The organism is Streptomyces phaeochromogenes (assembly GCF_001418655.1).
Lineage (GTDB): Bacteria > Actinomycetota > Actinomycetes > Streptomycetales > Streptomycetaceae > Streptomyces > Streptomyces phaeochromogenes.
Genome location: NZ_LIQZ01000037.1, coordinates 13,689 through 39,523, shown reverse-complemented (window position 1 = coordinate 39,523; position 25,835 = coordinate 13,689). Strand labels below are relative to the sequence as shown.

The following is a 25,835-nucleotide window of genomic DNA, read 5'->3' as shown; positions in this document are numbered from 1 at the left end:
ATCCGAGCGTTCCCAGAGCCACATTTTCCCCTCTACCAAGGAATCTTGACATCAAGGCAATGAGAGCTGAGCAGTCCTGGCAAGGACGGAAACTCGGCCGAGGGCACGCGGTAGTTGGCACAGCATGCCGTGGTCAGTCGCGAGGGTGTTCAAACACGGGAGTGGCGTTCGCGTCGTACGCCAGGGTGGAGATCACGTCGGCGTAGCCCCGATCCAGCACCTGCCGTTCACGTGCAGTGTGCGGGCCCGCGGGGCGCTCGGCCAACCGCGCCACTCGTTCCTCGTGCGCCTCGGTGATCTTCTCAGCGGTCGCCCGCCAGTCGGCGTCGTCCGGTACGCGGACCAGTTCCACGCAGGCCGGTTGCATGCCTTCAGCCAGCGCGGCCGCAGCCCGGTCATGACCGTCGAGGAGCAGCCAACCGTCCAGAAAGGACACCCACCACAGCAGGACCGGGGCGAGTGTGCCCTCCCGGGCGTGCTTGCGGTACGCCTTCACGCGCGAGGCGTCCGGTGTCGGCAGCGGACGCAGCGGCAAGACACCGTGCCAGCCACCCCCGCAGAGCAGTTCGAGGGTGGCGTCCGGCCAGTCCTGAACGAGGTCGCAATCCCAGATACCCGGAGCGAAAGTGGAGCGCGGAGTCAGCAGCCAGCGCCCGTAGTGCAGTGGGCCGAGCCCCGCCTCCTCCAGCCACAGCGCGTATCGGTGCGGCCAGTCGGCCCCGGTCCGCATCGCCGCGGCGGTCAGAGGCGGCAGTGGGGAGCGGTGCCCGGGCAGGCGGCACAGGTGGAGGTCGCGGCAGCAGCCGTCGCCCTCCGATCGGGCCTGGATCAGCGGCCGTTCACCTTGCCGGAGGATCCATTTGCGGTCCGTAACCCGCTCAAAGCGCAGTAGGGGCGGGCCTGACAGGCCGTCCGGTACGGCCAGGACGACACCGCCTCCCGGTAGAGGTTCCCTCGTTGCCCTGGCCATGGGATCAGTGTCAGCACGAGGGACCCCTTCCCGGCAAGCGATTACTCCGACGCCGTGTGCCGAACCTGTCTGCAGAAGACCTCGGCAGTGTGCTTCACCAGGAGCAACACGATGACGCCCTGACAAGCGGCCCAGTGCTGTCGAAGCTCGTACACATCGCCCGACCGAGATCTGGGTGCCTCCCAAAGTCGCGATCACCAGACTTCCAACTGGGGGCTCTGGTCCACTTCTTGTGGTGGGCTCACTCACGGTGATGTCCGTGGCATGTGGTGAGATGACCGCGCTCTGTCAGCTGCCTGGTGGGAGGTCGTTCCGATGCCCGTGTACCCGTCGCTGACCCATGCTCTGCCGCAGGCTTTGGTCGATGTTCTCTGGTTCGTTGAGGGCTGCGAGGACGAGCAGATGGATCCGGATGACGCGGTCAAGGTCTTGGAGGGTCTTGCCCATCTGGTGACTCAGCTGACGAGCGATCAGCGATGCGACTTCATCGACCTACTCGATTCGATGGCTGCAGAGGAGTCCGATCCATCGCGCCGCGAGTTCTTGGAGGGCTTCCCTGAAGGTTTTGGACTCATTGAGGATGACTCCCGACCTGGGATCTATTCATAACTCGGGAAGGACACGATGAAGCTTCTCCTCACCGACTCCGGTATCAGGAACGCGAGCATCCAGGACGCGTTGGTCGACCTCCTGGGTAAGCCGATCACCAAGTCCACCGCCCTCTGCATCCCCACCGCAGGGTACGGGGCCCCCGACGCCGACCCGGACGGCCCCTGGCGATTCATCAGCGGACGATCCCCCAGCCCCATGACCGAGCTGGGGTGGAAGTCGGTGGGCGTGCTGGAACTCACCGCGCTGCCCAGCATCGACACAGCGCGCTGGGTCTCCTGGGTCCGGGAGGCCGAGGTCCTGCTGGTCAATGGCGGCGACGCGCTGTACCTGTGCCACTGGATGCGGGAATCCGGGCTGGCTGGGCTCCTGCCGTCGCTGCCCGACACGGTCTACGTGGGACTCAGCGCCGGGAGCATGGTGATGACCCCCCGAATCGGGCAGGACTTCGTGGGCTGGAAGCCGCCCACCGGAGGCGACAGCACGCTGGGCCTGGTTGATTTTTCGATCTTCCCGCACCTGGATCATCCGGCTTGTCCGGAAAACACCATGGCTGCGGCAGAACGATGGGCGGCCCAGATCGCGGGTCCGGCGTACGCGACTGACGAGCAGACCGCCATCAAGGTGGCCGACGGCACCATCGAGGTGGTCTCCGAGGGCCATTGGAAGTTGTTCAACCCGACCTCATGAAGCGTTCTTCCGGAGCGAGTTCGTGGTGCAGCACTGGGGCGGCGATTCATGGAGTAGCGAGAGCTCGCTTGCGGAGGAGTTCGAATCCCGCGCGGCCGAACATCTGCCGCTTGAACATCTTGATCCGGTTGACGTTTCCTTCAACGCCGCCCGAGTTCCAGGGGAGGGTGAGACCGGCAGTGACGGCGTGTCGAGTGCGCAGGCATGCGACCAGGCATCGGGCGACTCGACGTCTTCCGTACGGCATACGGCATCCGTCGCACCAGGACAGCGCCGTACCGACTCACGCATGAACAATTCACGCGAACCTGCATAGGTCACCCAGGAAGGCCTCTGCCCTGCCCGCCATCCATCACACACAACCGGCCACCTGAAGCGCCACGTATCCCGCCGGAGGGGCCCGGCCCCGACCGGGCCCCTCCGGCGGCCTGCGTCAGCTCATGAACTTGGCGCAGGCGCTCTGCGTCACCCACTTGTGCGAGCTGATCGAGTTGTTCATCGTGTGCCCAGTGGTGCTGGTGTTGCGGCTGAGGTCGTCCACGTAGATCTCGCCGCGCTTCAGGCAGCTGTATCCCTGTGCCTCGCTGTAGTTGGCGTCGACGTAGAACTTCACCACGTCCCAGCCGCCGGAGTACGTGCCCGTATTCATCACCGAGCTGACCGCGTCGTTGTCGGACCATGCGAAGTGGCCCAGTCCGTCGCTCCAGTTGACGTCGTCTCCGTCGCCGTACTTGACGTTCAGGCTACGGCAGTCGGTCTCGTAGTAGATATGGACGTTGCCGTCCCCCGCGTACTGCCAGTACTCGTTGTCGCAGTTGGCGCTCGCGGGTGCGGCCTGCACCGTCGTGGCGGGAATCATGACGGTGAACAGGGCGCTCAGCCCAACCGCCGCGAGCGCTCGAGTCTTCTTGCTCATACCGGTGTGCTCCTCGTGACCTAGGCGTTTCAGTGGTTCAGGATTTGGTCGGCGCGACGCAGCGCGGCGCGTTCCAGCCGGTCTCGCTCGGTGATCTCGGCGCGGTAGCGCTCGCGCACCGGAGCACTGTGCTCCTCCTCCAGGGCGCGGAGGGTGTCGCCGAACCCGGTCCGCCGCGCGCAGGTCGCCTCGGCGACAGCCAGTCGTACCTCCGTCCGGTACGCCTGTGCGGCGCTGCGGCCGGAGGTGACCTCGGGCAGCGCGGAGCGGATGTCGGCGGGCGTCCGGTAGGGGTGTCCTGCGGCGCGCATGCAGGCGGCCCAGCGGCTCTGCGCCGTCTTGAAGCGTTGATCGGCGACGAGATCCGGTACGTACAGAGGCGTCAGGTTGGTGGCGATCCTGTCGGCCCGGAACCACTTCTCCTGGTCTCCATACAGCTTGCGCACGGCCTCCCCCTCGCACCCGCCCGTGGCGAGCCGGATCTGCCCGCCGGCCGGCAGCCGCACCGTCATGATTTCCGAGCCGGGACCGCCCGCCAGATCGGCGACGTACGTCCGTGCCGCACGGGTGGAGAGATCCGCCCGGTAGGACAGGTTCCGATCGTTCTTCTTGGCCTTGAGCACCTTCTGCTTGACGCGGCTCCCGTAGCCGTGCGCCTGGGCCCACGCCACGTCGTCCATGACGTAGCCGAAACTGCGGGTCTCGTCCTCGTCGAGCGGCGCCGCCACCCAGTACCGATGGCCCTTGCGCTTCATGCAGGTCTGCACGAGCAACGCCTCGGCCCGGCTCGTCACGGCACGATCCGCGTCCGTGAGAGGGACCGACCGGGCCGGCTCCATTTCCGGCCTTGGCCGGTCTGGCGCCGCGGCACCGCAGCCCACGAGCAGGGTGAGTACCGCCACGCACGCGGAGGCGCTCGCCAGGAACCGGCGCGTCTTCTGGTTCGGCATCCCCTGTCCCGTCACTCGGGCGGGACGGCTCCCCGCCGGCCGGTGGACCCGGCCGACGAAGCACAACACGGACCCGGTCCTGGGCGGTCCTGACATCTGTCAGGGCGGCAGACGCCTCCGGCGGCAGCGGCCGGAATTCACAGGATCAGAGCGAAAGGGAAACGGGCGTCCCGTACCCCGGAGAGCTCCCTGAAAGCCGCACGGAAGCTCTGACAGAGGTCGATCCAGGGTGGCCCCCGGCCCCGGCCCGGGAGATGGCCTGGCAACGCAACTACCGGTCGTCGCTCGCCCACGTGAAGGCTGGCAGCAGCCTCCCGGCGGTGGGCGGGCGATCTGGTCGTGCAGGGCGAGGACCCCGGGGTGTGGATGGGAGGTCCAGCGGGCCGGATGCGCCGGGTTGATGCCCGCGCAACGCTGTCTGCTCGAGCGGCGTGCGCAGTTGGCCGGACTCGGTCCGAAGTGGGCGGCGCGGGAAGGGCAGGAAGGGAGTGCGTGATGTGGAGTGCTGACGATGTAGCCCGGCCCTCCACAATCCTAAGAAGCAGATAAAATTCTGCACGCACTCAGCGAGTGTGACGTCACTTGTGCACGAAAGGAACGGAGGCTCGGCATGCGGGACTCCCCCTTCGATGAACTCGACATCGCCATCGTGGACGCCGTGCGATCCGCCCCGCGCGTCAGCTGGCGCAATCTGGCGCCCGTTCTGGGCGTGGATCCGGCAACCATCAGCCGTCGTTGGTCTCGCATGCACTCCGAGGGGGTCGCATGGGTCACGGCCCACCCGGCAGGCAGCGCGACACCCGACTGTGCCCTGGTGGAAATCACCTGTGTCCCGGGGCGATCGGGCACCGTGGCGGACGTCCTCGCCGCCGACATCGAGGCTGCCACCGTGAAGTTGACGTCCGGCGCACGGAATGTCGTGGTGCTGGCACAGGCCCCGGACTTCGATGCTCTCTCGCGCTACCTCCTCGACCGGGTGGAGCACGTCCCCGGCGTCACGTCCATACACAGCCACATCGTCACGCGGTCGGCCCTGGAGGCCAGTCGGTGGCGCGAAGGCGCACTCAACGAGGAGCAGCGCCGGCAACTCCGTACCGACGCCGGGACCCGACCGGATCACGCCACCGCCCTCCAGGCCCCCGACCATCGCATCATCCGGGCGCTGAACATCGACGGACGGATGTCGTTCGAGCGGATCGCCGCGCAGGTCGATCTCAGTCCCGTCGCTGTGCGGCGCCGGTTGGCACGGCTGGAGGAGTCGGGACTGATCATCTTCCGCTGTGACACCTCGCGTCTCATCTCGGGACATGCCATCGCCGCCGTCTACTTCGGATCACTCGACGCCCACGAACTGGAAGAGGCCGAGGGGCGGATCCGTACGCTGCCAGGAGTCCGGGCGTGCAGCATCGTGGCCGGTCCTCACAACGTCATCATCGACGCCTGGCTGCGGTCGACGGCGGAGACGCACGACCTGGAGCGGAAGATGAGACAGGTCCTGCCCGCTCTACGGATTCAGGACCGGTCGCTGGTACTTCGTACGATCAAACTGCTCGGCCGCGTCCTGGACTCGGAGGGCAGGTCTGTGCGCTCCGTGCCGCTGCTGGCCGAGGACTCCGCAGCCGAGCGTCGGTGACGTCGGCTCCCCGGTTGAACTGCCCGGCAGCGCACATGGGGTGTCGAGTCTCGCCGTATCAGAAGAATCCGGTGCGGGGCGCGGTGACCTCGATCGTGTCCTTCACCAGGGCGAGCGCGGCCCCGAGCGGACTGGAGCGTCCCCCGCTCACGGTCACGTCGCCCGCGTCCGGGCAGCCGAACACCACTGCCTTTTCCGGCCCGTCGAGCGCGTGCAGGGGGTCACCCGGCCGCGTCTCCTCCAGCCGGACCCGGACGAAGTAGGGCTGGTCCACGGATGCGCCGGCGACGGCTCGCAGCCGGCGGTTCCGGGACACCGCGCTCAGCGCCTCACCGGCGGTGCCCTCGATCACCGGCTGCGTCTCCACGCGTACCAGCGCCGGATCCCACCCCCAGGCCAGCGCGGCCAGCAGCCGCACCTTCGTCGAGGCATCATCGCCGGACAGGTCGGCCGAGGGATCCGCTTCCGCGATTCCCCGGCGCTGCGCCTCGTGGATCGCGTCACTCAGCGAGTCGCCCTGGGCGAGGCGGTCGAGGACGAACGTGACGGTGCCGTTCGGGCAGGCCCGGATCGTCTCGCAGCCCATCCCACGCAACGCCGTTCTCGACAGGTCTCCCGCCGGCAGGGCCGCCCCCGTCGCCCCGGAAATCCTGATCATGACACCGAGTCCGCGGGCCGCGTCGTCGAGTTCTCGCCAGTGGCCGAGCAGATGGCTCTTGGTGGCCGTGACCACGTGGACCCCTTGGCGCAGCGCCTCGACTGCCTCCTTCACGGCCTGGTGCCGGAGTTCGGGCGAGGACGGGATCGCCTGGACGAACACGCGGGCGGCGGTTCGTTCGAGCGTCTCCTCCAGTGGGACGAGCGGGCCCCATGCCGAGCGTGGCGGTACGGGCTCACTCCCGCGCAGCCAGCACTGCGCCGAACTCGCACGGATGGCACGGACCCTCGGCCGTACTCCGTGTTGGCGCGCGAGCTCGTCCCCCTGCCGAGCCAGGTGGTTCACGAAAGCCTGGCCGACCGGGCCGTAGCCGGAAAGCACCACATCGGCCTGACTCACTTCGCCCATGGCCCTTTGCTCCGTTTCGTCCATGCGAGCCATCATGTCTTCCCGATCCGCAACGTCTGGATGTTGGCCAGCTCGTGGACCCCCCACGTGCCCAGCTCGCGTCCGTAGCCGCTGGCTTTGATGCCGCCGGTGGGCAGGCGGGGGTCGGTCGCGGAGATCGTGTTGATGAACACCGCTCCTGCGTGGACCCGGTCGCTCACGGACGAGGCGTGATCGCGGTCCGTGCTCCACACGCTGCTGCTCAGCCCGTAGCGCGAGGAGTTCGCGAGGGCGATGAGCTCCTCATCGTCCGCTCCGGTCGTGAGCGCGCCGAGCGGACCGAACGTCTCGTCGGTGAGGAGGACCGAGTCGTTCCCGTCCACTTCGACGATCGACGGCGAGAACCACGCTCCCTGAGCGGATTCGGGCGCGTCGGCCTGCGCGATCACGCGCCCGCCGGCCGCCAGGGCCTGAGCGCGCTGCTCACTCAGGGAGTCACGCAGATCCTGGCGCGCGAGCGGGCCGACCTCGGTCGTCTCCTCCGCCGGGTCGCCGACTCTCAACTCGCGGACGTGCGGCGCCAGTTCGTGCACGAATGCGTCATGCACGTCGCGATGGACGAGTATCCGCTTCGCCGCGATACAGCTCTGACCGTTGTTGAGGAATCGGGACTTGACTGCGGCGGCAGCCGCGGCGGGGACATCGGCGTCGGCGAGGACGACGAACGGGTCGGATCCCCCGAGCTCCAGCACACACTTCTTGAGCGCGGCGCCGGCTCGCGAGGCGACGAGGGCACCCACGCGATCGCTGCCGGTGAAGGTGATGGCAGCGACCCGGCTGTCCTCGATGATGTCCGATGCCGTCGGCCCGTCGACGACGATGGTCTGCAGGACGCCCGCGCCGAAGGCTTCCTGGAACACGTCCTCGACCGCCATCGCACTTCCGGTGACAGATTCGGCGTGCTTGAGGACGACGGTGTTGCCCGCCGCGATCGCGGGCAGCAGCGCCCGGATCACCTGCCACCACGGGTAGTTCCACGGGAGGATCGCGAACACGACCCCGATCGGCACGACCCGGACCATAGCGGTGTCGCCGTCGATGTCGAAGGTGTCCGGCCACAGAACCCCGGGCAGTTCCTCGGCGTAGTAGCGGCACGCGGTGACGCATTTGTCGATCTCGGCCCGCGCCTGCCTGATCGGCTTCCCCATCTCCAGGGTGATGAGCGTCGCCAGCGGCTCCCGCCGTTCCACCAGGACGTCGCCGAGCCGGCCGATCGCCGCGACGCGGTCCTCCACACGGGACCGGGGCCACTGCGAGGCCGACGCGTCGTCGAGCACCCGGTCGATGGCTTCGGGAGTCGTGTACGGGTAGAAGCCCAGCTCGTAGCCTGTCGTGGGGTTGACCACGACAATGCCGCCGTCCCTCCCCGTCATGCCGCGACCGCCGATGCGTGGACCTCGCGAAGCCAGCGGGTGAAGCGTTCCGTGATCGAGACCGGGTCGGCCAGCAGCTTCTCGATGCCTTCCGCGTTGCCCGCCTCGATCCGGGCGTGCAGAAACGCCGGGCCCCGCACCGTGAGCAGCTCCCCGAAGGCGGCCTTCAAGCCGTCGACGGTGTCCGTCGATCGTGTGGTCCATCCCACGGCTGCCGCGAACCGCCCCAGGTCGATCCTCGACAGTAGGTCGGCAGGGCCCCGGTCGACCCGTACACACCGTTGTCGAGAAGGACGAGGAGCAGGTTGTCCGGAGCCAGATAACCGCCCGTCGGGAGGACGTTCGGGTTCATCAGCAGCGCCCCGTCCCCCTCGATGCCGACGACCTTCGGCGCGGAGGGGTCCACGCCGAGTGCCAGTCCGGTCGCCACCGATCCGACGAGGCCCATCGCGTCGAGGAGGTACAGGTGGTTGTCGCCGTCCTTCACCGAGGCCAGCTCTCGGCTCGTCGCCGCGCACGTCACGACCACGGGATGCCGGTCCGTCAGGTCCGCAAGGGCCTGGAGTGCTTCGATGCGCTTCATCAGGCGGCCTTTCCGTCGGTGTTCCAGAACGACCCGAGGACCACTACCGGGCGATACGTCATGACCGCATGCACACCCGCCTCCTTCACGGTGTCGTGCCAGTCCTCGGCGCTGCTCCTGCGGTCCAGCTCGACAACGGGAAGCCCGACCGTGCGCAGCAGGGCGGGTACGGGCTGGCTGATGGAGTGGATCATCGAGTTGTACTCGCCGAAGCTCCCGCGGGTGTTCGCGAAGACGAGCAACGGCAGATGGTAGGAGAGCGTGAACGTCGTGAGTGCCGTGAGCGCGTTGCCGAATCCGTTGTCCTGCATGACGACGGCGCCGAGTTCGCCGGTGAACGCGACCGCCCCCATCACGCCGATCGCCTCTTCTTCCCGCGAGAGCGGTGTGACACGCGGCGAGACGCCGTCCGTGCCGCCATCGGTCGCGACCAACGAGTTGACGACCGGTGCCACGCTCACGGAAGGGATGTACCCGACCCGCACGGTGCCTGCCGCCCAGATGCCGTCGGCGACGGCTTTCGCATACGTCATGTGCGTGCGGTTCCTTTCAGGTGGGGAGGGTGAGCGCGCGGGCGAGGAGGGGTGGGTCGATGTTGCCGCCCGAGAGGACGGCGACCGCCCGCCCGTACTTCCCCGGCTCGGCGAGGTAGGCGGCGACACTCAGTGCGCCGCTGGGTTCGGCGACGAGGTGAGCACGACGCGCCAGGGTGCCCACGGCAGCGAGGATGTCGTCCTCGTCCACCGTGACGATCTCGTCGACCGTCGCCTGGATGATCGGGAAGGTGATCTCGCCCACGACAGGCGTGCGCGTTCCGTCGGCGATCGTGCGATACGTCGCCTGCGCGTCCCATTCGATCCGGCGCCCGTTGGCGAGCGAGTCGCGCGCGTCCGCGGCCAGTGAGGGCTCGACGCCGACCACCCGGGTTCGGTGGGACAGGGCCTTCACGGCGACGCCCACTCCCGAGATGAGTCCGCCGCCTCCGATCGGCACGAGCACCGTGTCGATGTCGGACAGGTCTTCGAGCACCTCGACGGCCAGCGTCCCCTGACCGGAGATCACGTCGGCATGGTCGAAGGGAGGAATCAGCGTCATCCTCCGCTCCGCCGTCATGGCTTCGGCGACGATCTCCCGTCGGGCACCGGGGGCCATGATGACCTCGGCGCCCAGGGCTCTGGTGGCCTCCACCTTGACGGGCGTGGCCTCCTCCGGCATGACGATCACGGCTCGGACGCCTGCCGCTCGGGCTGCCCACGCAACTGCCTGGCCGTGGTTGCCGCTCGAATGCGTGACCACGCCACGTGCCCTGACGTCCGGATCGAGGCGTCTGATCGCGTTGACGGCGCCCCGCAGTTTGAAGGCGCCGATCGGCTGGAGGTTCTCGGCCTTCAGCCAGAGGTCGCCCGGCGCCCACGAAGCGGGCAGCAGCGGAGTCCGCACCACGTCCTCGGCGATCCGTCCATGCGCTGCGCGGATGTCGCCGACGGATACTTCGAGATCAGTCACTGTTCCTACCGCGTCTCATGAGGGAGTTGGGCATTCAGGCCCCGTCCCGGACGGCGACGGCGTCGAACTCGACCCGGGCCTTGTAGGGCAGTTCGGCGCCGGCGATGCATGTGCGGGCCGGCAGGGGCTCGACGAGGGCCTCCTGATAGATCGGTCCATGGCGTTGCGGTCGTCCATCGAGGCCAGATAGACCGTGATCTTCACAAGATGCCGCAGCTCCAGCCCCGCCGAGGCCAGCCTGCTCTGGAGATTGGCCAGGGCCTGTCGTGTCTCGGGGACGATGCCGCCCTCCACGATGTCGCCGTCTGCGATGCCCAACTGCCCCGAGACATAGACGAGTCCGGCCTCGGTCGCCCGCACGGGACTGTACGGATGCCGCGCCCCTGAGGGACTTGTCGGCGCGAGGTTCGTCATGCTCCTGCTCCTGCTCCTGCTCCTGGGTGAGGTTCTGCGGGGACGTCCGCGTGGCCTCGCAACTTCCGGACCAGGAAGGCCATCGGGATGGCGGCGAGGACAAACGTGCAGCCCGCGACGGCGATGTACGTGTGCACGCCGGTCGACGAGTTCACGGACTCTCCGTCGACGACGATTTCGTTGGCCGCGAGAATCGCCGATCCGATGAAGCTCATCGTCACCGAACCGACGGCGACCATCACCATGACCATGCTGGAGACGGTGCCCTGCCGCTCCGGCGGCGCGAGGACGGACGCGAGGTTGAACCCGGAGGTGACCAGCGAGCCTGCCGTCATGCTCAGCATGAACGAGCAGATCACGGCGACCGGAAGGCTGTCGGCGCCGGACGAGAACATCACGAAGGAGGCGATCGTTCCGAGAGCCACGCCCACGGCCAGGGGCCGGGCAGGGCCCACGCGGGTGGCGATCGCACCCGCCACGATGCCGCCGAGCATGATCCCGATCGATGGGATGCCGAACATCAGGCCGAGCGCTCCGGGGCCGTTGATGCCGTATCCGAGGCCCTCGTCGGGAGAGACGTCGATCAGCAGGCTGAACAGCTGAAGCATGCTCCGATAGGCGCCCGTGCCCATCACGACGACGAGGAGACCGAGCCCGAGGACCGCTGAGATGCCACGGATGTCGATCACGGGCTCCGGGATGCGGCTCAGGACGAGGTACCAGACCGTCAGCGCGGCCAGCCCGCCGATGAGAATGGCGAGCGGGGCAATCCCCAGCCAGCCGAATTCCTGCCCGAGGCTGATGTAGGCGAGAACGGCCGCGATGCCGCCGCCGAGTGTGAGCGCCCCGGCGACGTCGACCTTGCCCGGCGTGCGGTTGCGAGAGTTCGGGATCACGAGGTGGACGCAGAGCGCGGCCACTCCCGCGAACACTGCGGAGACCACGAAGACGAACTTCCAGCCGAACGCCTCGGTGGCGAAGTCCAGGATGAAGGGGGAGACGATCCCGAAGACGGCCGAGCCCGAGGTGACAATGCCTGTCACCACCATGGCGAACTTGGGCGCGCAGATGTCGCGGATGATGGCGACGGAGAGAAACAGGCCTGCGATCGCTGCGCCCTGCAGGGCGCGTCCGAGGACGAAGACACTGATGTGGGGCGCGAGGAGACACACGACTCCGCCGAGGCCGGCGACCATCAGTGTGATCACGAGCACTTTGCGCTTGCCGTAGATGTCGGCGCTCTTGCCGAGCAGTGGTGCCCAGGTGGCTCCCGCCAGCATCGCGCTGGAATCGATCCACGCGAACTGATTGGTGTCGAAGGCGTCGCTCAGCTCCGGAAGCACGAAGGTGGGCGAGGCGAGCACAGTGTCGACCATGACGTTCACCAGGATGAGGATGGCGACATAGCCGACGACCGGCCTGGTCCAGCCGGTGTTCAGTTCGGTCGCCGGCTCGTCTCTGGTGAGGCTGGGGCTCATGTCTTGCATGAGCGGCTCCTTTCCACTGCGGATCGCTCCGGGCGGCTGTGCCGGGGTGGGGCGGAGAGGGACGTGCAGACGTGATTCATGGGCGTGCCACGGCGTGCAGGCTTCTCTGTCCAGGTGCTGGGGACAGGTCCTGTGACGAACCGGCGTCGGCGAGCGTGTACTTGCGGACGACGCCCTGTTGGGCGACGAGGGCGATGTTCTCGGGCGCCGAGAGCGCGCCGATGTCCCGCAGCGGATCTTCGGCGCAGAGGACGAGGTCCGCGGCGTATCCGAGGCGCAGTGTCCCGAGTGTGTCCGCCACTCCGAGGAGCCGGGCGCTGTTGGATGTCGCCGCGCGGATGGCGTCGATCGGCGACATCCCCAGTTCCACGAGGCACGACAGCTCGAACGGGTTCTGCCCGTGCGGGGTGATGCCGGCATCCGTGCCCACCGCGATGTTCACCTCCCGCGCGATGGCCGCGGCGATGTTCTCCTTGGTCCGCTCGTTCCAGCGAAGCTTCTTCTCGTAGCGCCACGGCGCGGTCTTCCGCGGGTCCAGCGGCTGGAAGGCGGTCGACAGGGTCGGTACGAGGAAGGTCCCCCTCTCTCCGATGAGGTCGCATCCTTCGTCATCGATGCCGAAACCGTGCTCGATCGACGTGACACCGCAGCGGATCGCGGCGAGGATGCCGGCCCGGCCTTGCGCGTGCGCGGCGACCGGACGTCCTCGGTGGCGATGTCCCTCGTCCACGACCGCCGCGATCTCCTCGTCGAGCAGGTCCTGGTCGTCGGGATCGTCATGGGCGCTGCTGATCCCGCCACTTGTGCAGATCTTGATGACGTCGGCGCCGGCGCGCAGCATCCGTCTCGCTGCCTTCCGTGCGCCCACCACGTCGTCCGCGATCTCGCAGTAGTCGAGGCCGAGGCTTCTTCCGCCGGGGAAGGTGTCGTCGGCGTGTCCGCCGGTGTGGCTGATCACACCGACCGATGTCTGCAGGCGTGGGCCGGTGATCAGTCCTGATGCGACGGCGTCGCGGAATCCGGCGGGAAGTCCACCGAGGTCCCGGGCTGACGTGATCCCGGCGTCGAGCGTCCGGCGCAGACGTTCAGTCGTCTGGAGAACACCCAGGACGGGGTCCGTCAGAAGGGCGGCTTCCAGGATCGACCGGTCGGAGGCCACACCGAGGTGGGTGTGGCAGTCGAACAGTCCGGGGAGCAGTGTTCCGCCCCGGCCGTCGATCGCCCTGACGCCGGGGATCGGCCCGGGCGCCTGTGCCGCCGGTCCGGCGTAGGTGATCCAGCCCTTGTCATTGGCGTCCAGCACGGCATCGTCCACTGCCTCCGTGCTGACACCGTCGATGAGCCGCACGTTGCTTATCCGCAACGCGGCTCCGTCGTTGAGTCCCACGCGCCGACCTGCCCTCATTGGCCTTCTATGACAGGCGTCACGCTAAATCGACCCTGCGATTCAGCCTGAAAAGTGCATGGAATCTGCCTCAGGGGCCGGCCTGCTGCATGAAAGCACCTAGGGAAGGCTCACTCGACCTCACGATGATTGACGCGCTGCGGGCGTTCCCGGCATCAGGGGGCCACTCCCCCATGAGCACCCCTCCCGCGTGCGCGCCGTCGAGGCAACGACTCGTCGCCGACTGCCGTGCCGGATGGGTCGGCTACCGGTACGCCCGCAGGAACACATCGACACCGTCGGCGACGGTCGCCAAAATCTCCGGCTCTCCCGCCTCGGCGTCCCCCCGAACGTCGAGTGTCTCCAGCGCGAGACTGATGGTGAGGGCCGTGAAGTGGCGCGCCGCGAGGCCGGGATCCGCGGCCCGGATCTCACCATCGGCGACCAGCGCGGCGAAGCGCGCCTCCAGCATCCGTTCGGGGCGGTCGCGCGTGGCCTCGTCCAGCTGCGGAATCGCCCATCGCTGGGAGGTCAGTCGCCGGAAGGTCACGTAGTCGGACGACGGAAAGGCCTGCGTGACCACTCGTTGCCCGAACGCCGTCAAGGCTTCGCGTAGGTCACGACCTTGAGCCAGCTCCTCGTCGATCGCGGAGCGAATGGTGTCGGCCACTGCGTTGTGAGCACGCTCGATCACCCGCAGAAAGACCGTTCCCTTGTCGCCGAAGTGGTCGTAGACGGTCCGCTTCGAGACCTGCGCCCGACCTGCGATGGCGTCGACGCTCGCCCGCTCGTAGCCCTCCGCGAGAAACAGCGCCTCCGCGGCTTCCAGGATCGCCGCCCTCTTGCCTTCGGAGCGCCGCCGGCGCCCGGGAGTCTGAACCGCCGCGATAGCCCTCGACATGGGCCCAGCGTACCGTCGACTCCTAAAACCACACTCATGAGTGTACTTTGTTGCTCAGGCCGGCACCTGTGGTCGGCCGGTCCACCCCGGCGTCGCCCGAGCCTCGAAGCATCGAGGGGCGGCAGCCCACTACGTGGAGGTACTGACATGGCTTTCCATCCGGCCGATCACTGGGAGGGCTACCTTGCTCCGCCCGACTTCGAGGAGTACTCGGCCAGGTATGCGGACTTCTTCCGGATGCGGCGCGCGGACGGCATCATCGAGGTCCGCCTGCACACGGACGACGGCCCGTACGCGCACACCCACGCCGCACACAATGTCTGGACGCGCGTCTGGCAGGAGATAGGCAACGATCCCCAGAACCAGGTGCTGATCATCACCGGCACCGGTGACCGGTGGATGACCGGCAACCCCAAGGGGCTCAACCCCAAACCCGCCTCCGACCTGGATCCCGACCACGTCTACCAGCGGATGACGGACGGCTGGAAACTCATCGAGAGTTTCGCCAACAACATCGACATTCCGACGATCGCGGCCGTCAACGGCCCCGGCGTGCACACCGAGTTCGCCATGATGAGCGACGTGACACTCGCGGCGCCGGACGCCGACTTCATGGACCCGCACTTCTGGCTCGGTTCCCCTCCCGGGGACGGTCAGTACATGGCGCTTCAGGCCCTGATGGGTCCCAAGCGCGCCGCGTACTACATCTATGCGGCCAAGTCGATCCCGGCCGACAAGGCCCTTGAGTGGGGGATCGTCAGCGACGTACTCCCCCGTGAGGAACTCCTCGATCGGTCCTGGGAACTCGCACGGTTCATCATGAAGCGGCCCCGCTACACGCGGTGGGCCACCCACAACATCGTGTCGCGGCACTGGAAGAAGACGGTGGCCGAGGACTTCGGCTTCCATATGGCGCATCAGATGCTCGCCAACGTCGCCGGCAAGTCCCGGGTTCCCGACCCGGAACTGCTCGCCGACTCCGAGGCCCGCAAGCTGTTCTGACGACGCCTCGACAGGCCGGTCCGGCTCCGGCTTCCGGCTTCCGGCTTCCGGCTTCCGGCTTCCGGCTTCCGGCTTCCGGCTTCCGGCTTCCGCATGGTCGAAGCCCGACCGACCTGTTGCCTCCGACGCAGTCCCGGCACGCGCGCATCCCTCGAACGCGGAGTACGAGCTTGATCGAACGACATGAGCATCTCGGGAAACTTGTCACCGACGCGACCGCACAGCTCAGTGCCACCTCGCCCTGGCTCGTGGTCGCCACGTCGCCGGCCCACCCGGCATCGGACGACTTCAACGCAGCGAGCGGCAGAGACATCCAGCGATGGATCGGTCTGCAGGTTGCAGACTGGCCCGCACCGATCCCTCTCGGAGGCGAACACCCGGACGTCCGCACGGACAGGGTGACATTCGCGCCGGCGCGGCAACCGGGCCGTACGGCGAACTCGTACTACTACGAGTTCCATTCGGACGGGTCAGCGCTCGGTGGGCTGCAGGTGGGGACACTCCAGAGCAGTCCCCCGGACGGCGAACCCGTCTGGGCACTGGGTGAGGGAGCCGTCGCCTGGATCACCATCGCCATGGTGCGTCTCAACGCGGCTTTCGCCCGTCATGTCTCGGCCCTGGGCGAAGCCGCCGTGGAAGTCACTGTCGTCCGCCCTGTCGAACCCAGCCCACAGCGCCGATACAGGTGTGGAACAACGCCGCTGGCGCGTACGGTCCGGCGGGAAAGCGCCAGTACGCCGGTGTCGGCACCGCTCGTTCCGCCGTGGACCTGACCACGTGCCTGTCACCCCGGCTCACTACTGCCGCGCGGCCACTCCTCGTCGACCTGCTGCAGCAGTTCGGAGTCTCCGAGCCACGCCATGTCGACCCCTCCGGAGTCGTCCGGCGCCGGCACTTCACCGGCCACGACGAGTTGATTCACGCGTGGGCCGATGCGATCGGCATTCCGTCCGAACCGTGACAGTCGCCGTGCCACCTGATTCCTGCCACACCTTTCAATGCCCTCGGCGACGGTGGAGGTTCAGTGAGCCGGTGACCAACGGACGGTCAGGACCGCGACATCGTCGTGTCGGCCGCCCTGGCCGGCGAAGGCGAGACTGTCCTCGAACAGGGCCTGAGGCAGGTCGGTGGGCGAGAGGTCGAGCTTCTCCAGACGCTCGTCGACCGGGTAGAACGTGCCGTCGGGCGCGCGGGTTTCGGTGAGGCCGTCCGTGCTCAGCAACAGCGTCGCGCCCCGGGGAAAGGGGAACCATCCGACCGTCGTGGGTTCGGAGGCGAGTTCGGCGAGACCGAGCGGGACGCCGGAGTCCAGCGAAGGGCTGGTGATGGTGCCCTCGTGCATGACGTAGGGCGAGATGTGCCCGCAGTTGATGGCCTGCACATCCTCGATGCCCGTCTCGATACCGATGATCAGAGCGGTGACGAATCGTTCGTCGTCGCCGGTGTGTTCGGCGTAGGAATTGTGGCGTACGACGGCGGCGTCCAGTGCGTCGACGAGCGCCGTGAGAGTCGGCTCGCGGTGGGCGGCCTCGCGGAAGGCTCCGATGGTGGCGAACGCGGTGCCCACCGCGGCCAGCCCCTTGCCCTGCACGTCCCCGATGAGAACGCGCGTGCCCCACGGTGACGCGACCACGTCGTAGATGTCGCCGCCGACGAGCCTGTCCTCATGGAGGGGTTCGTAGACACCGTTGACCAGAACGTCACCGGTGACCAGGGGAAGAGGATGCAGGATGTGGCGCTGCATGGCGGCGGCCGTGGAGCGCAGCCGCACCATCTCGTGTTCCCGCCTGATCCGCCTGCTGCAGGCGTAGACCGAGGTCGTGGCCAGGACGAGGGTGAACAGGACCAGCAGGAGGCGGTCGAACCAGCGGCTCCCGTCGACATCCCGCAGCACCGCGGTCGCGGTGACAACGAGCGTGGTCCACGCGGCGACGAACCCCGTCTGCCGGACGGTGCACAGCGCCGATGCCGTCCCGGGCAGGAACACCAGAAGTCCGAGGAGCCACACCTCGGAGCGGGACAGGATGCCGAGGGCCTCCACCAGGGCCGTCAGCGCCACCACGGCGGCGATCAGTTCGGCGTTGCCCGGAGGCTCGATGGCCTCGAAGGCTTCAGTGGGTCTCTTCCGGAGGCTACCGGACATGAACGCTCCCAGGCAGGTGGTGATCTCCTGGAACTGTATTCGGACCGCGGTGTGCTGCCGGCATCTCGCCGAGCAGACACTCGGCTCAACCGGCCCGGTCCATCGAAACGCCTCACGGAAGAGGCCTCGCCAGGCCCACCTGGTAGGCGATGGCAACCAACTGGGCGCGGCTGCGTGCCTCCATCTTCGTCTTGGCCCGCTGAACGTGCGTCCGGACGGTCAGTGGGCTGAGGCACGCCTCCTCGGCGATCTCGTCGTCGGATTTCCCGTCCGCTACGAGAACCACCATCTCGCGCTCGCGAGGGGTGAGGTTCTCCAGAACCCGCGAGGTCGGGCCGTCGCTGCGATCGGGCGTCGCGAGGAAGCGTGCGATGAGGGAGCGTGTGGCCGCGGGGGACAGAAGTGCGTCTCCGGAGGCCACCGTGCGAATTCCGCCGAGGAGTTCATCGGCGGTGACGTTCTTGCCGAGGAAGCCGCCGGCGCCGACGCGCAGCGCCCGGGCAACATGCTCATCGCTCTGGAACGTGGTGAGGATGAGGACGCGAGTGTTCTGCAGGTCCGGGTCGGCGCAGATGGCAGAGGTCGCGGCGAGGCCGTCGGTGCCGGGCATACGGATGTCCATGAGGACGACGTCGGGGTGATGGACGCGTGTGAGGTCGACTGCTTCGGCACCGTCGGCCGCCTCCGCCACCACTTCCAGGTCGTCGCAGGAGTCGATCAGGATGCGGAATGTCGCCCGTAGGAGGGCCTGGTCATCGGCGAGCAGTACACGGATGGTCATCAGGGTCTCTCCGGAGTCAGGCATGGATGGGCAGTTGAGCGGTGACGGCGAAGCCGCCTTCAGGTCGGTGTCCTGCCTGGAGACGGCCGCCGGCGGACTGGGCGCGTTCCTGCATTCCGATGAGGCCGAAGCCGCCGCTGGGGGCAGGTGCGCGCGGGACGGTGCCGCCGTCGTCGCTGACGGTCAGGGTCAGACGGTCGACGGTGTAGGCGAGTTCGACTCGGGCCGTGCTCGCACCGGCGTGCTTGGCAACGTTGGTCAGCGCTTCCTGTGTGATCCGGAACGCGGTCAGGTCCACTCCGGGTGACAGGGGCTGTGTCTCGCCGTCCACTGTGACGAGGACGGTGAGTCCGGCGGCACCGAAAGCGGATGCCAACTCGGGTAGCCGCCCAAGTCCGGGGCTCGGCTCCAGGGGGTCCTCGGCGTCGTCGGACTGGCGCAGAAGACCGACGGTGGCCTGGAGTTCGCGCAGCGCCGATGAGGTCGTGGTGCCGAGTTCGGCAAGAATCGTCTGCGCCTGTTCCGGTCGGGTTCGGGCGAGGTGCGCCGCGGTGGCGGCCTGCGCATTGGCCAGGGCCATGTGATGGGCCACGACGTCGTGCAGTTCGCGGGCGATGCGGATCCGTTCCTCGGCGACACGGTGGCGTGCCTCCTCCTCCCGCGTGCGTTCGGCGTGCTCGGCTCGTGTGTGAACGGCTTCCAGGTAGGCCCGCCGGGCCCGGACCGCCGAGCCCTGCACGACCGGGAGCATGATCCAGAAGGCGGGACTGACCGTCTTGAGTCCCCAGGGCTGGTTGTTGTCGTCGGAGAGAAGGGCCGTCAGGACGATCAGCGCGATCACTGCGGTGCCGTAGGCGTGCGCGGTCTTCTGTGGGGTGCGCAGGGTGAGTTCGTAGAGCGCCACGATCACGGGGAGCAGCAGGAGAGGGCTGATCAGATGGCCGATGCTGGCGGAGATCGCGGCGCAGACCGTGGTGATCGCGACGACCGCGCCTGGATGGCTGCGCCGCCCCAGCAGCGACAAACACGCGGCAGTGGCGAGGAGAAGCCCGGGCCACCGGCCTGGTCCCCCTTCGTTGTACTGGTTGCTGGTGGCCGCGTACACCAGCAGCAGGAATCCCGCCTCGACGAGCCGGGGGTGTCGGCCGGCGTTCCGCCGCCAAGTCGCGAGCATGGGTCTCTCCGCTGGGGATGGATCCGGTCCCAGCCCGCCGATGGTTGTTCCTTCGGCCTGCCTGGCCCGGAGCTGTCGTGGAGCGGGTAGGGGCCCCATGCCGAACATGGGGCCCTTACCTCTGACGTGTCGGTCAGACACGCGCCATGTCCTGGAGCGATTCGCCGGTCGGGGCAGGGAGTTCAGCGGCCCGGCGGTTGAGGGCTTCGCCCTCGATGTCCACCCGCGGCAGCAGTCGGTCCAGCCAGCCGGGGAGCCACCAGGCCCGCTTGCCCAGCAGCGCGAGCACAGCGGGCACCAGGACCATCCGGACGACTATCGCGTCGAACAGGACGGCGGTGGCGAGGCCGAAACCGACCATCTTGACCATGGAATCGCCGGCCGTCATGAAACCCGAGAACACGGCCATCATGATCAGCGCGGCGGCCACCACGATCCGGCCGCTGTGGCGGAAGCCGGAGACGACCGCCTGGCCGGCCCCCTCCCCGTGGACGTATGCCTCGCGCATCCGGGACACCAGGAACACCTGGTAGTCCATGGCGAGTCCGAAGACGATGCCCACCAGGAAGATCGGCATCAGGCTCATGATCGGTCCGGTCTGATCGACTCCGAGGAGACTGGCCCCGTGGCCGTTCTGGAAGACCGTGACCACGGCCCCGAAGGACGCGAGAACCGACAGGAGGAAGCCGAGAGCCGCCTTGAGAGGCACCAGTACGGAGCGGAAGACCACCAGCAGCAGGAGGAAGGCCAGGCCCACGACGACCACGAGGTAGGGGATCAGCGCGTCCTGCATCTTCTGGGCGACGTCGATGTTCAGCGCGGTGGTGCCGGTGACCTCGAAGGTGGCACCGGTCTCGGTCTCCGTCGCCGAGCGCTCATCGCGGATGGTGTGGACGAGGTTCTTGGTCCGCTCGCTGGTGGGAGCGGTGGAGGGGGTGGCAGAAAGCAGCGCGGTGTCCTTGGCCTCGTTGAACTGGGGCGGGGAGACCGATACGACGCCCTTGGTGGCGCCGATCCTCTCGGCGACCGTCTCCACCGCGGCCTTCGGGTCATCGGCGTCCCGCGCGTCCACGACGATCGTCAGCGGACCGTTGAAGCCGGGGCCGAAACCCGCCGCGAGGGCGTCGTAGGCACGGCGCTCAGTGGTCGAGGTGGGCTTGGCCTCGTCACCCGGCATGCCCAGCCGCAACTCCAGGGCAGGCACGGCGAGAGCGCCCAGGCCGACGACGGTGACGAGCAGCACCGCTACGGGCCGTCGCAGGACGAAACTCGCCCAGCGGACGCTCCAGCTTCCGGCTTCCTCGCGCTTGCGGGGCTCGCGGTTCTTGCGGTTCTCGCGGGGAGCCGGGCTTTCGCCGGGTTCGTGGCTCCTGCCCAGTTGCCGGCCGCGGCGGTGGATCCTGATCCTGGGGATTCGCAGGCCGCGCTCGGACTTGCGGGCCCGGCCCCTACGGGTCTGACGGGCCAGGACGGCGTTCGGCCAGAAGCCGAGCAGTGCGGGAACCAGAGTGAGCGCGATCAGTACGCCGACAACGACCGTGCCCGCGGCGGACAGGCCCATCTTCGTGAGCATCGGTACGCCGACCACCGAGAGGCCGGCCAGCGCGATGACGACCGTGAGGCCGGCGAAGACGACCGCGGAGCCGGCCGTGCCCAGGGCCAGACCGACGGCCTCCTGCGGATCACGCCCCTTCGCCCGTTCCTCCCGGTAGCGCGAGACCACGAAGAGCGAATAGTCGATACCGACCGCGAGACCGAGCATCATGGCCAACTCGCCACTGGTCGAGGACAGCCCGAAGGCGTTGGCGAGAGCGGTGATCCCGGCCAGGCTGATGCTGACGCCGATGACGGCGGTGATCAGCGGAAGCCCTGCCGCGGCCAAGGAGCCGAAGGTGATCAGCAGTACGATCGCCGCTACCAGGACGCCGACGATCTCGCCCATTCCGGCGGGAGCCTCGGTGGCCAGCGCGCTTCCGCCGACCTCGACGGTCAGGCCCGTGTCGCGGACCTCCTCGACGGCCCCCTCCAGCTCCTTCTTGCTGGCATCGGTGACCTCGTCGTCCTTGGTCTTGTACGTGACCGTGGCGTAGGCCGTGGTCTTGTCCTTGCTCAGCCCCGGCCCGTCGAACGGGCTCGACACGTCGGCGACCTGTGGTCCGCCGGCCGCCTCGGTGAGGAACCGGTCGACGGCCGACCGGTGGCCCGCCGCGGTGATCTTCTGGCCGTCCGGCGCGACGAAGACGATCCGGGCGCTCGCGCCGTTCGCCTCACTGCCGGGGAACTGCTCGTTGATGAGGTCGAACGCCTTCTGGGACTCGATCCCCGGCATCGACGACGAATCGTCAGGCGCTTCCGCAGCGCTGAGGGCACCGATGCCGACGACGGCCAGCACAGCCACCCACAGCAGAGCCACCCAGCGTCGCCGCCGGAAGGCCCGTTGGCCCAATTGGTACAAGAAGGTCGCCATCGAAGGAGTCTCCGTATCTCGTCTCGGGAACCCCTTCAGCCTCCCGACAAGCACCGTGCCGAGTCGTCATCGGTGCTGCGACATTCCACCTACTGAGTTTCAAGTACGGCTCACCGCGGCTCTCCGCCGTGAGAACTACGACGCCTCCCAACTCCACTCCGCGCAGGCACATCAGGTCCCACCGGCAGCGGCGTTCTGACCGAGTTCGGCGAACAGCGCGCGCAGAACGGAGAGTGCGCGGGCACGCCGTGAGGCGCTGCGCACTCACCATTCCTAAAATCACACTAGCCGGTGTACTTTATGAAATCACGTCGATGCCTGGCGGCCGGCAGGTCCACCTCGGTGCCGCCCGAGCTTCGAGAGACCGCGAGGCGGCCACTCACACGGGAACCCTCGACCGCGGCCAACGGTCCGACGCCCGCACGACTCTCAGCGTCGTCAAGTTCCCCGCTGACCGTCAGGGCAGCCCCGTAACACGGAGGAGGAAAGCATGAGGATGCCCGCCATCGAGCCAAGTGCCCTGTCGGACGAGCAGCGCGTGCTCGACGAGCAGGTTCGGCGGATGATGGACGGGCTGCGGACACCCTTCACCTCGACGGACGAGAACGGCGCGCTGATCGGTCCATTCCCCGCGATGCTGCGCTTTCCCGAACTTGCCCGGCCACTGCTGGCGTGGTTCACGACCGTCACGAACGGCAGCGTGCTCGCGACGCGCGTGCGCGAAGTAGCAATACTCACCATCGGATCACGGTACGGCGCGGCCTACGAACTCTATTCACACAGCAGGGTCGCGTTGGCGGTCGGCCTCTCCAAGAGCGTCGTCGCAGGTCTGGTCGCCGGACAGCGGCCCTCGGCCCTGACGTCCGAGGAACTGGTCGCTCACGACGTGGCGGCATGCCTCTACTCGGGTGCACCACTTCCGGGAGCGCTCTACCGCTGTGCGGTCGAGTCCTTCGGCGAGCAGGGCACGGCGGAACTCGTCTTCCTGATCGCGCAGTACTCCAGCATCTCCGTGATACTCAACGCCTTTGACGTCCCGTTGCCAACTGATGCCGAGTGACGGTCACTTCAGGTACTCACGGTCTTCAGGAGCGCGGCGAGGCCGTCGGCACAAGTTCCCGTGGAGCAGTTCCTCTGCGTCGGTGTCGCCCACACGGGAGGTAGCCCGTCACCGAGAACAGCGCCTTGCGGCATTCACTCCGCCCAGCGGCGGGACACCTCCCACCGACGGGGCGGACTCCGCCCATCCAAGACTGGGACCCGCGCCGCCGGAAGCAACACCGGCACGACCCTGGCAAATCGTCTGGATACGCCCATCGCGGAGCTCCGTACGCCCCGGTGAGAAATCGAAGGCAACCTTTTCGCTCTGTGCGGTCACTGATCAGTGCACCATCGGCTCGATCTTCCGAACGGACAGGTATGAAGACAGCGAGGCAGGCCGCGCGTCAGCGCAGGCAGAGACGCAGACTTGTGCTGAGCGCCACCTTGGCGGTGACCATCGTGGGTGTTCTCGCCTACGTGGTCCTGGGGTCGCTCCCCGACCGTAAGGCGGAGGCAGGGCATGCCGCGGCCACTCCCGTCGCCACCAACCAGGTGAGAACCACGACCACGACGGGCACCCCGAGCGCGTCGGCGACCCCTTCCGCGACCGGCAAGCCGAAGCCGAAGCCGTCGGCCAGTGCGAAGACCGGTGCGGCACGCCCTTCGGCCACAGCCACTTCACAGCCCCCGCGAAGAGCGTCCAGCACGTCGGTGTCCGCAGGGCGGATTCGGCCCAACAGCACCTACACGGGGGTCGCCACCGCCTACGAGGCCGCCGACGGAAACGGCGCCTGCCTGTTCGGCCCGAGCGCCGACCTCATGATCGCGGCAATGAACACGACCGACTACGAGACGTCCAGGGCGTGCGGCGCGTACGTGCTCGTCCGCGCGGCCAACGGCAAGTCGATCACCGTACGGATCACCAACGAATGCCCATTGCCCTGCGCACCCGGGCAACTCGACCTCAGCCAACAGGCCTTCGCCAAGCTCGCCGACCTCAAGGTCGGCCGGATACCGATCACCTGGCAGCTGCTGAGTCCCAGCACGACCGAGACGGTCTCCATCAGATACAAGACCGGGTCCAACCCCAATTGGTGCGGCATCCAGGCGATCGGCCACCGCAATCCGGTTGCGCGCCTTGAGGTCCGGGCCGGCAGCGGATGGCGGCAGTTGCCCCGCACCGAATACAACTACTTCATCTCCGACGACGGCACCGGGTGCGGAGGCTCGATCAGAGTCACGGACATCTACGGAGAACAACTGACCCTCACCGGGATCGCGCTGCGGCCGAACGTCGCGCAACCGACCGGGGTTCAGTTCGCCCGGCACTGATCACGCGACGCACGCGTGCGTTGAGGAACGGTCCCGCCGCCGTCATGCGGTGGGCGGGACCGGGACCCGCGCGATGCTCCGGTCAGAACGAACAGGTGTCCATCCAGCGCGTGACCAGAGATGTGTTGTTCTTGTCGGGGTCACGTACGGGACCGCACAGGAACGGGCCGAAGCGGGTGTCTGCACGCAGCCAGAGACTGAGGAACGACACGATCCACTTGCCCTGCTTGGCCTTGTTGCCGGAGCCCGTCATCGGGCACAGGTGGTCGCCCGGAACCTCGATGTAGAGCTTCTCTGCCTGGGACATGGAGTTGTACCAGGGCACCGCGTAGGTGTTGCCGTGGGCGACGGAGTCGCTTTGACAGGTCAGGAAGAACGTGGGCTCGGTGACCGCGGAGAAGTTCGCGTTCGGGTGGTACGGCGCGGTGGGCACGCCCGCCCGGAAGCGCGAGTCGTCCCGGAGGGCCGCCATGACTCCACCGCCGCCCATCGAGTGACCGACCGCGCCGAGCGTGCCGTTGACCTTCCCGGACAGCGGGTTGCCGGCTGCGTTGCCGAGCGCGATCAGCTGGGTGCCGGCGGCGGTGATCTGCCGGCCGCGTGATTCGGGATCGTCGGTGAGCGTGTTGGTTCCGACGTTGATGACGACGAAGCCCCAGGAGGCGAGGCGGGGTGCGAGCCACTGCAGGTTCTGCTGTGTGCCCTGATAGCCGGGCATCAGTACGACACCCGGGTACGAGCCACTGTTCGTGGGGTACGTGACCGTGCCTGAGCCGTACCCGCTCGGGCCGGGAACGGTGTAAGTGGCGGTGGTCAGCGGCCCGTTGGCGGCCTCCAGAGAAGTGGCCGTCGGATCCGGGATGCTGTTGCCCGGAGGAGTTCCGCCACCGGAGCCGTACACCTGGAACTCCCACAGCGAGTAGCCGTAGGCGGTGCCGCGCTGGGTGCCCAGCAGGCGGACGTACCGGCCGTTGCCGTTCACATCGAGGGTCTGCACACCTCCGGTGCCGGTCGTGATCGAGTGGACGGTGGTCCAGGCGGTGCCGTTGGCGGAGGTCTGGATCTGGAACGCGCGGGCGTACGCGGCCTCCCAGCGCAGCACTACTTGGCTGATGGTGGCAGTGGCGCCCAGATCGATACTCAGCGACTGCGGGTCACTGAACGTGCTCGCCCAGCGTGTTCCGGTGTTGCCGTCCACGGCCGCCGACGCGGGAGTTGACGTGTTCTCGGTGGACGAGGCGGTCACGGGTCTGCCCTGGGACAGCAGGTCCGCGGCGGCTGCCGGCGGGGCGACGGCCGTCAGCAGGGCCAGCGTCAGGCCGATGGTGGTCGCCAGGGCGATCAGTGCCGTCATGGCACGGGATCTTGTCCGTA

The 25,835-nt window shown here is 67.9% G+C and carries 25 protein-coding genes; 7 read left to right on the top strand and 18 right to left on the bottom strand.

All coding sequences use genetic code 11. The features are described from left to right. Window positions 1-133: 133 nt before the first annotated feature. Window positions 134-970, bottom strand: coding sequence for a hypothetical protein (locus AOK17_RS05725; protein ID WP_055611207.1), 837 nt, complete (start codon window positions 968-970; stop codon window positions 134-136). Window positions 971-1,285: 315 nt separating this feature from the next. Between AOK17_RS05725 and AOK17_RS05720 the strand changes: the two genes are divergently transcribed. Together AOK17_RS05720 and AOK17_RS05715 are read left to right on the top strand one after the other, a co-directional pair. After that, window positions 1,286-1,579, top strand: coding sequence for a hypothetical protein (locus AOK17_RS05720; RefSeq protein ID WP_055611206.1), 294 nt, complete (start codon window positions 1,286-1,288; stop codon window positions 1,577-1,579). 15 nt (window positions 1,580-1,594) lie between these two features. Beyond that, window positions 1,595-2,269, top strand: coding sequence for a Type 1 glutamine amidotransferase-like domain-containing protein (locus tag AOK17_RS05715; protein WP_055611205.1), 675 nt, complete (start codon window positions 1,595-1,597; stop codon window positions 2,267-2,269). A gap of 433 nt (window positions 2,270-2,702) precedes the next feature. Here the strand turns inward: AOK17_RS05715 and AOK17_RS05710 are convergent, their stop codons facing one another. Beyond that, window positions 2,703-3,185 (bottom strand): hypothetical protein, encoded by a 483-nt coding sequence (locus AOK17_RS05710; protein ID WP_055611204.1) that lies wholly within the window; start codon window positions 3,183-3,185, stop codon window positions 2,703-2,705. Window positions 3,186-3,214: 29 nt separating this feature from the next. After that, entirely contained in the window at window positions 3,215-4,135 is a 921-nt protein-coding gene (locus AOK17_RS05705) for a hypothetical protein (protein WP_055611203.1), read from the bottom strand. 610 nt (window positions 4,136-4,745) lie between these two features. On the opposite strand from AOK17_RS05705, the gene AOK17_RS05700 reads away from it, so the two are divergent. Then, entirely contained in the window at window positions 4,746-5,768 is a 1,023-nt protein-coding gene (locus AOK17_RS05700; RefSeq protein WP_055611202.1) for an Lrp/AsnC family transcriptional regulator, read from the top strand. A 58-nt stretch (window positions 5,769-5,826) separates the two neighbouring features. Here AOK17_RS05700 and AOK17_RS05695 read toward each other — a convergent pair whose 3' ends face one another. The 10 genes from AOK17_RS05695 to AOK17_RS05660 form a co-directional block, all read right to left on the bottom strand. After that, a complete protein-coding gene (locus tag AOK17_RS05695; protein ID WP_055611201.1) occupies window positions 5,827-6,834 on the bottom strand; it encodes a homoserine dehydrogenase in 1,008 nt (335 codons plus the stop codon). Window positions 6,835-6,866: 32 nt separating this feature from the next. Further along, entirely contained in the window at window positions 6,867-8,246 is a 1,380-nt protein-coding gene (locus AOK17_RS05690) for an aldehyde dehydrogenase family protein (RefSeq protein WP_055611200.1), read from the bottom strand. After that, a complete protein-coding gene (locus AOK17_RS51535; RefSeq protein ID WP_206190684.1) occupies window positions 8,243-8,416 on the bottom strand; it encodes a hypothetical protein in 174 nt (57 codons plus the stop codon). Before AOK17_RS51535 ends, AOK17_RS05690 begins: the two co-directional genes overlap by 4 nt. Then, the gene (locus tag AOK17_RS05685; RefSeq protein WP_206190683.1) at window positions 8,413-8,829 is read right to left on the bottom strand and encodes a thiamine pyrophosphate-dependent enzyme; all 417 of its coding nucleotides are present in this window, start codon (window positions 8,827-8,829) and stop codon (window positions 8,413-8,415) included. Before AOK17_RS05685 ends, AOK17_RS51535 begins: the two co-directional genes overlap by 4 nt. Next, window positions 8,829-9,362 (bottom strand): thiamine pyrophosphate-binding protein, encoded by a 534-nt coding sequence (locus AOK17_RS05680; RefSeq protein ID WP_055611199.1) that lies wholly within the window; start codon window positions 9,360-9,362, stop codon window positions 8,829-8,831. Before AOK17_RS05680 ends, AOK17_RS05685 begins: the two co-directional genes overlap by 1 nt. Before the next feature lie 16 nt (window positions 9,363-9,378). Then, window positions 9,379-10,335, bottom strand: a complete 957-nt coding sequence (locus AOK17_RS05675) for a threonine ammonia-lyase (protein WP_055611198.1) — start codon at window positions 10,333-10,335, stop codon at window positions 9,379-9,381. Between the two features lie 15 nt (window positions 10,336-10,350). Continuing rightward, window positions 10,351-10,749, bottom strand: a complete 399-nt coding sequence (locus AOK17_RS48040) for a RidA family protein (RefSeq protein WP_079052810.1) — start codon at window positions 10,747-10,749, stop codon at window positions 10,351-10,353. Next, window positions 10,746-12,236, bottom strand: a complete 1,491-nt coding sequence (locus AOK17_RS05670; RefSeq protein ID WP_245697023.1) for an MFS transporter — start codon at window positions 12,234-12,236, stop codon at window positions 10,746-10,748. The genes AOK17_RS48040 and AOK17_RS05670 overlap by 4 nt, the downstream gene beginning before the upstream one ends. Window positions 12,237-12,312: 76 nt before the next feature. Then, complete coding sequence (locus AOK17_RS05665; RefSeq protein WP_245697022.1) at window positions 12,313-13,623, bottom strand: metal-dependent hydrolase family protein; 1,311 nt, start codon at window positions 13,621-13,623, stop codon at window positions 12,313-12,315. Window positions 13,624-13,885: 262 nt separating this feature from the next. Then, window positions 13,886-14,521 carry a TetR/AcrR family transcriptional regulator gene (locus AOK17_RS05660; RefSeq protein WP_055611196.1) on the bottom strand — a complete coding sequence of 212 codons (636 nt, stop codon included), beginning with the start codon at window positions 14,519-14,521 and terminating at the stop codon, window positions 13,886-13,888. Between the two features lie 147 nt (window positions 14,522-14,668). On the opposite strand from AOK17_RS05660, the gene AOK17_RS05655 reads away from it, so the two are divergent. Together AOK17_RS05655 and AOK17_RS50630 are read left to right on the top strand one after the other, a co-directional pair. Then, window positions 14,669-15,523 (top strand): enoyl-CoA hydratase/isomerase family protein, encoded by an 855-nt coding sequence (locus tag AOK17_RS05655; RefSeq protein ID WP_055611195.1) that lies wholly within the window; start codon window positions 14,669-14,671, stop codon window positions 15,521-15,523. 763 nt (window positions 15,524-16,286) lie between these two features. Continuing rightward, window positions 16,287-16,484 (top strand): hypothetical protein, encoded by a 198-nt coding sequence (locus AOK17_RS50630; protein ID WP_157881271.1) that lies wholly within the window; start codon window positions 16,287-16,289, stop codon window positions 16,482-16,484. 60 nt (window positions 16,485-16,544) lie between these two features. Here the strand turns inward: AOK17_RS50630 and AOK17_RS05645 are convergent, their stop codons facing one another. The 4 genes from AOK17_RS05645 to AOK17_RS05630 all read right to left on the bottom strand — a co-directional run bounded on the left by AOK17_RS05645 (window position 16,545) and on the right by AOK17_RS05630 (window position 22,088). Beyond that, on the bottom strand, window positions 16,545-17,666 hold the full coding sequence (locus tag AOK17_RS05645; protein WP_055611193.1) for a PP2C family protein-serine/threonine phosphatase: 1,122 nt from the start codon (window positions 17,664-17,666) through the stop codon (window positions 16,545-16,547). 112 nt (window positions 17,667-17,778) lie between these two features. Further along, window positions 17,779-18,447, bottom strand: a complete 669-nt coding sequence (locus tag AOK17_RS05640; RefSeq protein WP_055611192.1) for a response regulator transcription factor — start codon at window positions 18,445-18,447, stop codon at window positions 17,779-17,781. A gap of 16 nt (window positions 18,448-18,463) precedes the next feature. Then, on the bottom strand, window positions 18,464-19,621 hold the full coding sequence (locus tag AOK17_RS05635; protein ID WP_055611191.1) for a sensor histidine kinase: 1,158 nt from the start codon (window positions 19,619-19,621) through the stop codon (window positions 18,464-18,466). A 133-nt stretch (window positions 19,622-19,754) separates the two neighbouring features. Beyond that, window positions 19,755-22,088 (bottom strand): MMPL family transporter, encoded by a 2,334-nt coding sequence (locus AOK17_RS05630; RefSeq protein ID WP_055611190.1) that lies wholly within the window; start codon window positions 22,086-22,088, stop codon window positions 19,755-19,757. Window positions 22,089-22,578: 490 nt separating this feature from the next. On the opposite strand from AOK17_RS05630, the gene AOK17_RS05625 reads away from it, so the two are divergent. Together AOK17_RS05625 and AOK17_RS05620 are read left to right on the top strand one after the other, a co-directional pair. Then, window positions 22,579-23,148: a carboxymuconolactone decarboxylase family protein gene (locus AOK17_RS05625; RefSeq protein ID WP_063997168.1), complete on the top strand. Its 570-nt coding sequence runs from the start codon at window positions 22,579-22,581 to the stop codon at window positions 23,146-23,148. Window positions 23,149-23,507: 359 nt separating this feature from the next. Beyond that, a complete protein-coding gene (locus AOK17_RS05620) occupies window positions 23,508-24,461 on the top strand; it encodes an expansin EXLX1 family cellulose-binding protein (RefSeq protein ID WP_055611188.1) in 954 nt (317 codons plus the stop codon). Window positions 24,462-24,543: 82 nt separating this feature from the next. On the opposite strand, the gene AOK17_RS05615 is transcribed toward AOK17_RS05620, so the two are convergent. After that, window positions 24,544-25,815, bottom strand: coding sequence for a poly(ethylene terephthalate) hydrolase family protein (locus tag AOK17_RS05615; protein ID WP_055611187.1), 1,272 nt, complete (start codon window positions 25,813-25,815; stop codon window positions 24,544-24,546). Window positions 25,816-25,835: the final 20 nt, after the last annotated feature.

Bases quoted from the DNA above. Each gene is read 5' to 3' on its own strand.
- AOK17_RS05700 (WP_055611202.1), top strand. From the start codon at position 4,746: ATGCGGGACTCCCCCTTCGATGAACTCGACATCGCCATCGTGGACGCC.
- AOK17_RS05680 (WP_055611199.1), bottom strand. From the start codon at position 9,362: ATGACGTATGCGAAAGCCGTCGCCGACGGCATCTGGGCGGCAGGCACC.
- AOK17_RS05715 (WP_055611205.1), top strand. From the start codon at position 1,595: ATGAAGCTTCTCCTCACCGACTCCGGTATCAGGAACGCGAGCATCCAG.
- AOK17_RS05645 (WP_055611193.1), bottom strand. From the start codon at position 17,666: ATGTCCGGTAGCCTCCGGAAGAGACCCACTGAAGCCTTCGAGGCCATC.
- AOK17_RS05625 (WP_063997168.1), top strand. From the start codon at position 22,579: ATGAGGATGCCCGCCATCGAGCCAAGTGCCCTGTCGGACGAGCAGCGC.
- AOK17_RS05635 (WP_055611191.1), bottom strand. From the start codon at position 19,621: ATGCTCGCGACTTGGCGGCGGAACGCCGGCCGACACCCCCGGCTCGTC.
- AOK17_RS05725 (WP_055611207.1), bottom strand. From the start codon at position 970: ATGGCCAGGGCAACGAGGGAACCTCTACCGGGAGGCGGTGTCGTCCTG.
- AOK17_RS05720 (WP_055611206.1), top strand. From the start codon at position 1,286: ATGCCCGTGTACCCGTCGCTGACCCATGCTCTGCCGCAGGCTTTGGTC.
- AOK17_RS48040 (WP_079052810.1), bottom strand. From the start codon at position 10,749: ATGACGAACCTCGCGCCGACAAGTCCCTCAGGGGCGCGGCATCCGTAC.
- AOK17_RS05705 (WP_055611203.1), bottom strand. From the start codon at position 4,135: ATGCCGAACCAGAAGACGCGCCGGTTCCTGGCGAGCGCCTCCGCGTGC.
- AOK17_RS05655 (WP_055611195.1), top strand. From the start codon at position 14,669: ATGGCTTTCCATCCGGCCGATCACTGGGAGGGCTACCTTGCTCCGCCC.
- AOK17_RS05620 (WP_055611188.1), top strand. From the start codon at position 23,508: ATGAAGACAGCGAGGCAGGCCGCGCGTCAGCGCAGGCAGAGACGCAGA.
- AOK17_RS05685 (WP_206190683.1), bottom strand. From the start codon at position 8,829: ATGAAGCGCATCGAAGCACTCCAGGCCCTTGCGGACCTGACGGACCGG.
- AOK17_RS05640 (WP_055611192.1), bottom strand. From the start codon at position 18,447: ATGACCATCCGTGTACTGCTCGCCGATGACCAGGCCCTCCTACGGGCG.
- AOK17_RS05695 (WP_055611201.1), bottom strand. From the start codon at position 6,834: ATGGGCGAAGTGAGTCAGGCCGATGTGGTGCTTTCCGGCTACGGCCCG.
- AOK17_RS05710 (WP_055611204.1), bottom strand. From the start codon at position 3,185: ATGAGCAAGAAGACTCGAGCGCTCGCGGCGGTTGGGCTGAGCGCCCTG.
- AOK17_RS05615 (WP_055611187.1), bottom strand. From the start codon at position 25,815: ATGACGGCACTGATCGCCCTGGCGACCACCATCGGCCTGACGCTGGCC.
- AOK17_RS05630 (WP_055611190.1), bottom strand. From the start codon at position 22,088: ATGGCGACCTTCTTGTACCAATTGGGCCAACGGGCCTTCCGGCGGCGA.
- AOK17_RS05690 (WP_055611200.1), bottom strand. From the start codon at position 8,246: ATGACGGGGAGGGACGGCGGCATTGTCGTGGTCAACCCCACGACAGGC.
- AOK17_RS05670 (WP_245697023.1), bottom strand. From the start codon at position 12,236: ATGCAAGACATGAGCCCCAGCCTCACCAGAGACGAGCCGGCGACCGAA.
- AOK17_RS05660 (WP_055611196.1), bottom strand. From the start codon at position 14,521: ATGTCGAGGGCTATCGCGGCGGTTCAGACTCCCGGGCGCCGGCGGCGC.